A 10,017-nucleotide genomic window follows, 5' to 3' on the forward strand; every position below is an offset into this window, starting at 1 on the left:
TCGCAGGGGTTGGGTGCGGTTCGCAGGGGCTGCAGCGTTTGCGAGGGGTGTCGGGGGTCTGCGCCGCCCGGCCGCGCCCCGCCTCGCAGGGGTCGGGTGCGCTTCGCAGGGGCTGCAGCGTCTGCGAGGGGTGTCGGGGGTCTGCGCCGCCCGGCCGCGCCCCGCCTCGCAGGGCTCGGCACCCGCCTCCCAGGGCTCGGCACCCGCCTCGAAGGGCTCGGCGCCCGCCTCGCAGGGCTTGGGTGTGCTTCGCAGGGCCTGCAGGGCCTGCGAGGGGTGTCGGGGGTCTGCGCCGCCCGGCCGCGCCCCGCCTCGCAGGGCTCGGCGCCCGCCTCGCAGGGCTCGGCGCCCGCCTCGCAGGGCTCGGCGCCCGCCTCGCAGGGGTTGGGTGCCGGCTTCGCAGGGCTTGGGTGCGGTTCGCAGGGGCTGCAGCGTCTGCGAGGGGTGTCGGGGGTCTGCGCCGCCCGGCCGCGCCCGCCTCGCAGGGCTCGGCACCCGCCTCGCAGGGCTCGGCACCCGCCTCGCAGGGGTTGGACGCCCACCTCGCAGGGCTCGCCCACCCACCTCCCAGAGGTGCCCCGTCGGCCGGGATCGAACCGCCCCGGGCGTGTCACCTTCCGCCCCGCCGCCCCGTCCTGGGGGAGAGTGGCCCGCATCCGGCGGGCCCGTGCTCTCGGAGGTTCCCGTGCCCCGTGTCCCCGGAGTACCGACCCGGTCGGCCGGCCTGCTCGGCCGCCTCGCCTACCGCTACGCGCGGCGCCGGTTCGGCGCCGTGCCCGAGCCGCTGACGGTGCTGATGCACCACCCCGGCGCCGCCGCGGCGAGCATCGTGGCCGAGCTGGCGGCCGAACGCGCCCTGCGCCACCTGCCCGAGAGCCTGCGCGACCTCGTCACCTACCGCGTCGCGACGACGGTCGGCTGCTCGTGGTGCGTCGACTTCGGCACGATGCTGATGCGTCACGCCGGCCTCGACGTGGAGCGGCTCCGCGAGCTGGACGCCTACCCGACCTCGCCGCTGTTCACCGACCTGGAGCGGCGCGCCCTCGCCTACGCCGACGCGGCGACCGCACAGCCGATGACGGTCACCGACGAGATGGTGGCGGCTCTCGACGCCGAGCTGGGTCACCGCGGCCTCGTCGAGCTCACCTCCGTGATCGCGCTGGAGAACCACCGGGCCCGGTTCAACCACGCCCTCGGCATCACCGACCAGGGCTTCACCTCCGGCGACGCCTGCCGGATCCCGGTCCCGGCCGACGCGGCCATCGGCGCGGGCGTCACGGCACGCGGGTGAGCTTCCCGGGATCGACCACGTCGTAGACGGCGGCGACGAGCCCGTCGCGGACGCTCAGCGTCACCACCCGGCGCGCTGTCGCGGCCGTGGCCGGCACGACGAGGCCGAGATCGCCGTTGACCAGGACCGGCCGCCCGTCGCCCGCGGTGTCGCCGTACTTGCGCTGCAGGCCGAGCAGGAAGCGGGCGATGCGGTCGGGGCCGACGATCGGGCGGCGTGCGGTGGACTCCACGCCGCCGCCGTCGCCGATCAGGACGGCGTCGGGGTGCAGGAGGCGCACGACCGCCTCCAGGTCGCCGCCCGCGATGGCGGCCGCGAACTCGGCGAGGATCTTCTGCTGGTCGGCGAGCGCGGCCCGCGGTGGCGGGTCGGCGTCCGCCACGATCCGGCGGGCACGCGAGGCGTGCTGGCGGGCCGCGGCCGGTGAGCACCCGAGCAGCCCGGCGATCTCGGCGAACGGCACGTCGAACGCGTCGTGCAGGACGAACGCGACGCGCTGGTCGGGGGTGAGCCGCTCCAGGACGACGAGCGCCGCCATCCGCACCCCCTCGTCGCGCACCACCGCGGCCGCCGGGCCGTCGCCGTCGTCGAGGTCGGTGACGACCGGCTCGGGCAGCCACGGCCCGACGTGGCGCTCGCGGCGGACCGGCGCGGAGCGCAGCCGGTCCAGGCACAGCCGCCCGACGGCGACGGTCAGCCAGGCGCGCAGGTCGCGGATGCCGGCGCGTTCGCCCGCGCGGTGCAGCCGCAACCAGGCCTCCTGCACCGCGTCCTCGGCGTCGGCCCAGCTGCCGGTCAGGCGGTAGGCCACTGCGAGCAGGTGCGTGCGATTGTCCTCGAAGGCCAGTGCGAGCCCCGTGGTGCCGATGTCGTTCACGTGTTCCTCCCAGCCGGGTCCCATCCTGCCCCCGGGACGGGACCGGTGGCGCCGGTGTGACGCCCGATCAGGGACGCGGACGGGTGAGCCGCCACACGACGTCCACGCCGATCTCGCCGGGGGAGAGCGGCTCGCGCGGCGGCGTGTGCCGCGCGACCTCGGTGAAGCCGAGCCTGCGCGGCACCCCGGCGCTCGCGGTGTTCGCGGCGTCGTGCCAGATCTCGACGGCAGCGACCCCCGGCAGGGTGAACGCCTGCTCGACGAGCAGCCCCGCGGCCTCGGTGACCAGGCCCCGCCCGGTGTGGGCGGGGTGCAGCCAATAGCCCAGCTCCATGATGCCGCCGGGCTGGTGGCGCAGCTCGAGCATGCCGGCGAGCTCCCCGCCGCTCTCCAGGACGTAGGCGAACGCGGTGTGATCGGCCCAGGCCCGTTCGGCGCGCTCGCCCTGGGCGCGGGCCGTCGCGAGGTCGTAGCCCGCGACCGCCCAGGGCATCCAGGGGACGAGGTGCGGCAGCGCGTCGACGACCGCGCGGTGCACGGCCGCCGAGTCGCCCGGCCGCCTGCGGCGCAGCGTCACGCGAGGGCCGGTGACCAGCTCGGCCGGAGCACGCTCCGCCGGGCCGTGCGTCGGGTGCTCCACTGGATGATCCACTGAGCCATACTGGCCGGTCAGGGCGCCGGTGCGGCGCCCGGGTGGGGTGTCTATGGTCTGCCCGTGAGCGCGAGTGCGACGAGCGGCACCGGGGTCGTGCTCGACGTCCCGCCGGTGGTGACGGTCGCGGCCGTCGTCATCCTCGCCGTCCTCGTCGTCGTGGTCGCGCTGCTGCTGGTGCACCGGGTGCGCCGCGCGCGCCTGCCGTTGCCCACGGTGCTGGACGCCGAGCCGGAGGACCGGCCGCTGCCCGCCGTCGTCGCCCACCCGTTGCGGATCGGCGACGGGGTCCGGGAGAAGGTCACCCGCGTCTGCACGGAACTGGGCTGGCGCGAGCCGCTGTGGTGGGAGACCTCCGCGGAGGACCCGGGGACGGGGCAGGCGCGGGCGGCGCTCGAGTGCGGCGCCGACGTCGTCATGGCCTGCGGCGGGGACGGCACCGTCCGCTCGGTCGCCGAGGCGCTCGCGGGCACGGGGGTGGCCATGGCGCTCCTGCCCACCGGCACCGGCAACCTGCTGGCCCGCACGCTGGCCACCCCGATGGACCTGGTCCCGGCGGTGCGCACGGCGCTCACCGGGGACGATCGTAAGGTCGACGTCGGCTGGGTCCGGGTGGACGGCGCCGAGCAGGAGCGCGCCTTCCTCGTCATGGCCGGCACCGGGTTCGACGCGACGATCATGGAGGCCACCCCAGAGGCGCTGAAGGTGCGCGTCGGGCCGCTGGCCTACGTGATCTCTGGGCTGCGGGCGATGCGCGGGCGGCGCACCCGCGTCACGCTCACCCTGGACGAGGCGCCGCCCTTTCGCCGCCGCACCCGCACGGTGCTGATCGGCAACTCCGGCACCCTGCTCGGCGGGCTGGTGCTGATGCCCGCCGCGTCGGTGGACGACGGGCTGCTGGACGTCGTCAGCATCGCCCCCAAGGGCATCGCGGGCTGGGCCGCGGTGCTCGTGCGGGTCCTCACGCGGCGCCGCCGCGGCCATCCCCGCATCGAGCACTGGCAGGCCCGCTCGATCGTGGTGGCGGCCGACGCGCCGCAGCCGTCGCAGATCGACGGCGACCCGATCGGCGAGGCCACCGAGCTGGCGGTCCGGGTGTCGCAGGGCGCGCTGGTGGTGCGGGTGCCGGACGTGCCGGCGGACCTGCCGCCGGACACGGGCCCGGCCTAGCTATTCGGCGCTACTCGGCGCGCACCGCGAGCAGCGCGATGTCGTCGTGCGGTGCCGACGAGAAGCCCTCGACGGCCGTGCGGACGGCCGCGACGAGCTGGCTGGCGCTGCCCCCGGCCGCGGCGCGGGCGGCGTCGAGGAGGCGGTCGGAGCCGAACTGCTCCTTCCCGCGGCGGCGTTCGGTGACGCCGTCGGTGTAGAGGAGCAGGGCGTCACCGGGATCGAGGCGGTGGCGGGTGCGCTCGACGTGCACGCGCTCCACCAGGCCGAGCGCGGTGCCGTAGGAGCCGACGAGCTCGGCCGTCCCCCCGGCGCGGACGAGGACGGGCTGCAGGTGCCCGGCGAGCACGAGGTCGACGGTGAGACCGGGCGGCCGGCCCGGGCGTGACCGCGCGACCATCGCGGCGGCGAGCGTGGAGAACTGCAGCGGGTCGCCCGCCTCCATCATCACGTCGTTGAGCAGCTCCATCGTGCGGGGCAGGGAGTTGCCCTCCCGGGCGAGGACGCGCAGCACGTCACGCACCTGGCCGGTGCGGGCGGCCGCGCGCGGGCCCTTGCCGCAGACGTCACCGGTGGACACGAGCCAGCGGGCGGGATCGATGGTGAGGACGTCGTAGAAGTCGCCGCCGACGTCGCCGCCCGCGCTCGCGGTGATGTAGTCGGCGGCGAAGTCGACGCCGGGGACGACGGGCAGCGCACGGGGCAGCAGCGCCTGCTGCAGCGCCTGGGAGACGGCGACGTGCGCGGCGGTGCTCTGGGCGTTGTGGATGGCGAGACCGGCACGGCGCGCGATGTCGCCGATGAGGACGACGTCCTCGGGGCTGTGCGGCCGGTCCGCGGGCCTGCCGACGCTCAGGGTGCCGAGCGTGGTGCCGCGGGCGCGCAGGGCCACGGCGACGCCGTCGGTGGGGACGGTGTAGCGCACGGGTGGGCCGCCGCCGGCCATCGGGGTGGCGCCGAGCAGCTCGCGCAGCCGGGACTGCAGGTCCCCGGGCGCGGACGGGTCCAGGGCGGTGCGCAGCTCCGCGATCTCGTTCTCGTCGGCGTGGGTGAGGGCGGCCAGGCGCAGCCGCCCGCCGCCGTCGAGCAGGTGCACGGCGCACCACAGCCCGAGGCGGGGCACGACGACCTGCGGGACGACGGCGACGGCGAGATCGACGTCGAGGGTCTGGCCCAGCAGCTCGCTGGTGTCGGCGAGGTAGGTGAGCCAGCCGCGTCGGTGCTGGTCCACGGCGCGCAGCCACCGCGACTCGACGGCCGTCGCGATGCGGTGGGCGACCAGCTCGACGAGGTCGCGCTCCTCGCCGCTCGCGACACCCGCCGGAGCCCCGGTGATCTGCAGCCGTCCGCGCAGGGCCGCGGTGGTGGGCAGCCGGATCTCGACGGCAGGCCGCGCCGACCCCGATGGGGACGCAGCCCCCGCGTGCGCGACCTCCCGGAGCCCGTCGCCGTCGTCGACCTCGACGACGACGTGCTCGGCGTCGAGGACGTCGCGCAGTCGCCGGACCAGCTCGGTGACGAGCTCGTCGGACTCCAGCCGTTCCGCGAGCGCCGCGGGGACGTGCAGGAGCCAGCGGGTCCGCTCGGCGAGCGACCGGATGCGGGCGGGTGAGGGCGGCTCGGGCGGGCGGACGGTCGCCGGGGCCTGCCCGCGGGTGAGCGCGAACCAGACGCGGTGGGTGCCGTCCGCCTCGTGGCAGGTGCCCCAGGTGGACGCCAGCCGCTCGACGAGCAGCAGGCCGCGCCCGTGGGAGGCGGCGCGCCCGTAGCGGCGGCGCGGCTGTGCGAGGTGCAGCTCCAGCGGGCCCGGACCACGGTCGCTGATCGTCACCACGACCCTGTCCGGGCCGGCGGCCAGCTGGACCTCGAACTCGGTGCCTGCGTGCAGGACGGCGTTCTCGCACAGCTCGCTGGCCAGCAGCACGGCGGTGTCGACCAGATCCTCGGCCCCGGCATCCGTGAGGGCGTCCGTGATCATGCGGCGGGCCCGGCCCGGGGACCTGGTGTCGGGCGGCAGCACGATCCGCCGTTCGAGCTGGACGGGCACGTGGTGCAGTCTGCCCCGTCACGGTCGACGGCGCTGGGCCGGTCCGCCCGTCCGGAACCGCTCGGCGGTACGGGCCGATCCGGGGTGCTCTAGGGTCGGACCTGGTCAAGTCCTGGCCACACCGTCCCGGCCCGGCCTGTCGATGCGGCTCGACACCAGCACGACATCGGCACGACATCGGCACGACCGGGCGACGACTCGGCTTCGTGAGGAGACCCGCTCATGACCACAACCGGTCCTGTGCGCGTGGAGGCGGCGGACGTCGGGTGCGCGGACTGCGCGCTGCTCTCCGAGCTCGCCGACGCGCTGCACCAGGTCCGCGGCGGCCACTTCGACGTGCGCCTTCCTCGCCGGGAGGGTCAGGCGGGACGCCTCGTCGAGGAGTTCAACGCCGTCGTCGCGACGGCGGAGCGGCGCAACCGCGACCTGCTGCGGATCAGCCGCGTCGTCGGGAGGGAGGGGCGAACCTCGGACCGCCTGGACGAGGAGGCCTACGACGGCGCCTGGGCCAGCGGCGTCCGGGCGGTGAACGCGCTGATCGACAGCCTCGCCGCGCCGACGGCGGAGATCGCACGCGTGATCGAGGCCGTGGCGGACGGCGACCTCTCCCAGCACATGGAGCTGGAGATCGAGGGCAGGCCGCTGCGCGGCGAGTTCCGCCGGATCGGCCGCACGGTGAACACGATGGTGGACCAGCTGTCGAGCTTCGCCGACGAGGTCACGCGCGTGGCCCGCGAGGTGGGCACCGAGGGCGAGCTGGGCGGCCAGGCGGACGTGCGCGGCGTCGCCGGCACGTGGCGGGCGCTCACGGACGCGGTGAACACGATGGCGTCCAACCTCACGAACCAGGTGCGGTCGATCTCGTCGGCGGCCACGGCGATCGCGCGCGGGGACCTGTCGCGCAAGATCACCGTGGACGCGCGCGGGGAGGTGGCCGAGCTCGCGGACACGATCAACTCGCTGACGGACACACTGCGCCTGTTCGCCGACGAGGTCACCCGGGTGGCCCGTGAGGTCGGCACGGACGGGCGGCTGGGTGGCCAGGCGGCGGTGCCGAACGTCGCGGGCACCTGGAAGAACCTCACCGACGCGGTGAACCTGATGGCGGCCAACCTCACCGACCAGGTGCGCGGGATCGCCCAGGTCTCGACGGCGGTGGCGAGCGGGGACCTGTCGCAGAAGATCGCGGTCGACGCGCGCGGGGAGATCCTCGAGCTCAAGAACACCGTCAACACGATGGTGGACCAGCTGTCGAGCTTCGCCGACGAGGTCACCCGCGTGGCCCGCGAGGTCGGCACCGAGGGCAAGCTGGGTGGGCAGGCCGAGGTCAAGGGCGTGGCGGGCACCTGGCGCGACCTCACCGACAACGTCAACTACATGGCCTCGAACCTGACCTCGCAGGTGCGCAACATCGCCCAGGTGACGACGGCTGTCGCCCGCGGGGATCTCTCCCAGAAGATCTCCGTAGAGGCCCGCGGGGAGATCCTGGAGCTCAAGAACACCGTCAACACGATGGTGGACCAGCTGTCGAGCTTCGCCGACGAGGTCACCCGCGTGGCGAGCGAGGTCGGCATCGAGGGCAAGCTGGGCGGGCAGGCCGAGGTCAAGGGCGTGGCGGGCACCTGGCGCGACCTCACGGAGAACGTCAACCAGCTCGCGGAGAACCTCACCGGGCAGGTGCGCAACATCGCCCAGGTGACGACGGCGGTGGCCCGGGGCGACCTGTCGCAGAAGATCACCGTGGACGCCCGGGGCGAGATCCTGGAGCTCAAGCAGACGGTGAACACGATGGTGGACCAGCTGTCGAGCTTCGCCGACGAGGTCACCCGCGTGGCCCGCGAGGTCGGCACCGAGGGCAAGCTGGGCGGCCAGGCACAGGTGCGCGACGTGTCGGGCACCTGGCGGGCGCTCACCGAGAACGTCAACGAGCTGGCGCTCACCCTCACCACGCAGCTGCGCGCGATCGCGGCCGTGTCCACCGCGGTGGCGAGCGGCGACCTCTCCCAGCAGGTTCGGGTCGACGCCCGCGGCGAGGTCGCCGAGCTCAAGGACAACATCAACACGATGATCCTCACCCTGCGGGAGACGACGACCGCCAACACCGCGCAGGGTTGGCTGGACTCGAACCTCGCCCGGGTGAGCGGGTTGCTCCAGGGGCAGCGCGACCTCGGCACGGTCGGTCAGATGATCATGGACGAGGTGGCGCCGCTGGTGAACGCCCAGGTCGGTGCGTTCTTCCTGGCCGACTTCGGCGACGACGGCGTTGCCCTGGACACCCGGGACGGCCGGGACGGCCGCGACTCCATCGACCCCATCGACCCCGTGGACGCCGCCGCGCGGCGCTGGGTGCAGAACGGCGGCTACGCGCTGAGCGCCGGCGGCTCGCCGCTCGTGTTCCGCTCCGGCGAGGGCCTCGTCGGGCAGGCCGCCGCCACGAAGACCCGGATCCTGGTCGAGGAGGTGCCGCACGGCTACCTCCCGGTGCGCTCTGGTGCCGGGAGGGCTGGGTCCCGCGCGGTCGTCGTGCTGCCCGTGGTGTTCGAGGGCGAGACCCTCGGCATCGTCGAGCTGGGCACGCTCGCGCGCTTCTCCGAGCTGCACCTGACCTTCCTGGACCGCCTCGCCGCCATGATCGGCGTGGCCATCGCGACGATCCAGGCCAACCGCCGCACCGAGCAGCTGCTGGTCCAGTCCCAGCGGCTCGCGATGGAGCTGCAGGACCAGTCCGCCGAGCTGCAGCGCACCAACGCCGAGCTGGAGGAGAAGGCGGCCCAGCTCTCCGAGCAGAACCGCAACATCGAGATCAAGAACATGGAGATCGACGCTGCCCGCCGCGGCGTCGAGGAGAAGGCGCAGCAGCTCGCCGCGGCGAGCCAGTACAAGTCGGAGTTCCTGGCCAACATGAGCCACGAGCTGCGCACGCCGCTGAACTCGCTGCTACTGCTCTCCCGGCTGCTCGCGGACAACCAGGAGGAGAACCTCACCCCCAAGCAGATCGAGTTCGCCCAGACCATCCACGGCGCCGGATCGGACCTGCTGCGGCTCATCGACGACATCCTCGACCTCTCCAAGATCGAGTCCGGGCGGGTGGACGTCGATCCCGGGCCGGTCGACCTCGCGCACGTGCGGCTCGACGTCGAGCAGGCGTTCGGCCCGCAGGCCGAGGAGAAGGGCCTGGAGTTCCGGGTCGAGGCGGGGGACGGCCTGCCCGAGACGATCACGACCGACGGCCAGCGCCTCGCCCAGATCCTGCGCAACCTGCTCTCCAACGCGCTGAAGTTCACCGGATCCGGCGAGGTCACGCTGCGGATGGAGGCGGCGGCGCCGGGATCGCTCTTCGGAGTGCCTGCGCTCGACGCGGCGCGCACGGTGGTGGCCTTCATCGTGCGTGACACCGGCATCGGGATCGCCGACGAGAAGTTCGGGATGATCTTCGAGGCGTTCCAGCAGGCGGACGGCACCACGAGCCGCAAGTACGGCGGCACCGGCCTGGGGCTCTCGATCAGCCGCGAGCTGGCGCGGATGCTGGGCGGCTCGATCGCCGTGTCGTCGCAGCTGGGTCAGGGCTCGGAGTTCACGCTGTACCTGCCCGACGAGCTGCCCGCCGTCACCATGGTCGCCCGCCGCCCGGCCGTCGCGGCGCTGCCCACCGTTCCGGTGCCGCCGCCGGACCGGCAGAGCCCGGGCGGCCCGATCCTGCGCCCCGGCACGACCCGCCCGGGGGAGCGGGGTGCCGGTCCGGAGCTCGCCGGCGTCACCGTCCTCATCGTGGACGACGACGTGCGCAACGTCTTCGCGCTCACCAGCGCACTGGAGCTGCACGGGCTCACGGTGCTCTACGCCGACAACGGCGCCGAGGGGATCCGGCTGCTCACGCAGCGACCGGAGGTCGACATCGTGCTGATGGACGCGATGATGCCGGACATGGACGGCAACGAGACGACCCGGATCATCCGGTCGCTCCCGCAGGGTCGCGACCT

Annotated in this window: 6 protein-coding genes; 3 read left to right on the plus strand and 3 right to left on the minus strand. The window is 74.5% G+C overall.

What is annotated here, in order from left to right:
- Positions 1-685: 685 nt before the first annotated feature.
- Positions 686-1,291: a carboxymuconolactone decarboxylase family protein gene (locus tag AB7J25_RS28350; RefSeq protein WP_428514031.1), complete on the plus strand. Its 606-nt coding sequence runs from the start codon at positions 686-688 to the stop codon at positions 1,289-1,291.
- On the opposite strand, the gene AB7J25_RS28355 is transcribed toward AB7J25_RS28350, so the two are convergent.
- Together AB7J25_RS28355 and AB7J25_RS28360 are read right to left on the minus strand one after the other, a co-directional pair.
- Positions 1,275-2,168 carry a sigma-70 family RNA polymerase sigma factor gene (locus tag AB7J25_RS28355; protein ID WP_428514033.1) on the minus strand — a complete coding sequence of 298 codons (894 nt, stop codon included), beginning with the start codon at positions 2,166-2,168 and terminating at the stop codon, positions 1,275-1,277. The two genes, AB7J25_RS28350 and AB7J25_RS28355, sit on opposite strands and share 17 nt — an antisense overlap.
- 67 nt (positions 2,169-2,235) lie before the next feature.
- Entirely contained in the window at positions 2,236-2,808 is a 573-nt protein-coding gene (locus AB7J25_RS28360) for a GNAT family N-acetyltransferase (protein ID WP_428514035.1), read from the minus strand.
- A gap of 75 nt (positions 2,809-2,883) precedes the next feature.
- Between AB7J25_RS28360 and AB7J25_RS28365 the strand changes: the two genes are divergently transcribed.
- A complete protein-coding gene (locus AB7J25_RS28365) occupies positions 2,884-3,990 on the plus strand; it encodes a diacylglycerol/lipid kinase family protein (RefSeq protein WP_428514037.1) in 1,107 nt (368 codons plus the stop codon).
- Positions 3,991-4,000: 10 nt separating this feature from the next.
- Here the strand turns inward: AB7J25_RS28365 and AB7J25_RS28370 are convergent, their stop codons facing one another.
- Positions 4,001-6,037 (minus strand): SpoIIE family protein phosphatase, encoded by a 2,037-nt coding sequence (locus tag AB7J25_RS28370; protein ID WP_428514039.1) that lies wholly within the window; start codon positions 6,035-6,037, stop codon positions 4,001-4,003.
- A 222-nt stretch (positions 6,038-6,259) separates the two neighbouring features.
- Here AB7J25_RS28370 and AB7J25_RS28375 point away from each other — a divergent pair.
- Positions 6,260-10,017: HAMP domain-containing protein (locus AB7J25_RS28375; RefSeq protein WP_428514041.1), on the plus strand; the 3,758-nt coding region annotated here is incomplete at its 3' end.

The sequence above is a fragment of the Pseudonocardia sp. genome, from assembly GCF_050246655.1.
Classification (GTDB): domain Bacteria; phylum Actinomycetota; class Actinomycetes; order Mycobacteriales; family Pseudonocardiaceae; genus Pseudonocardia.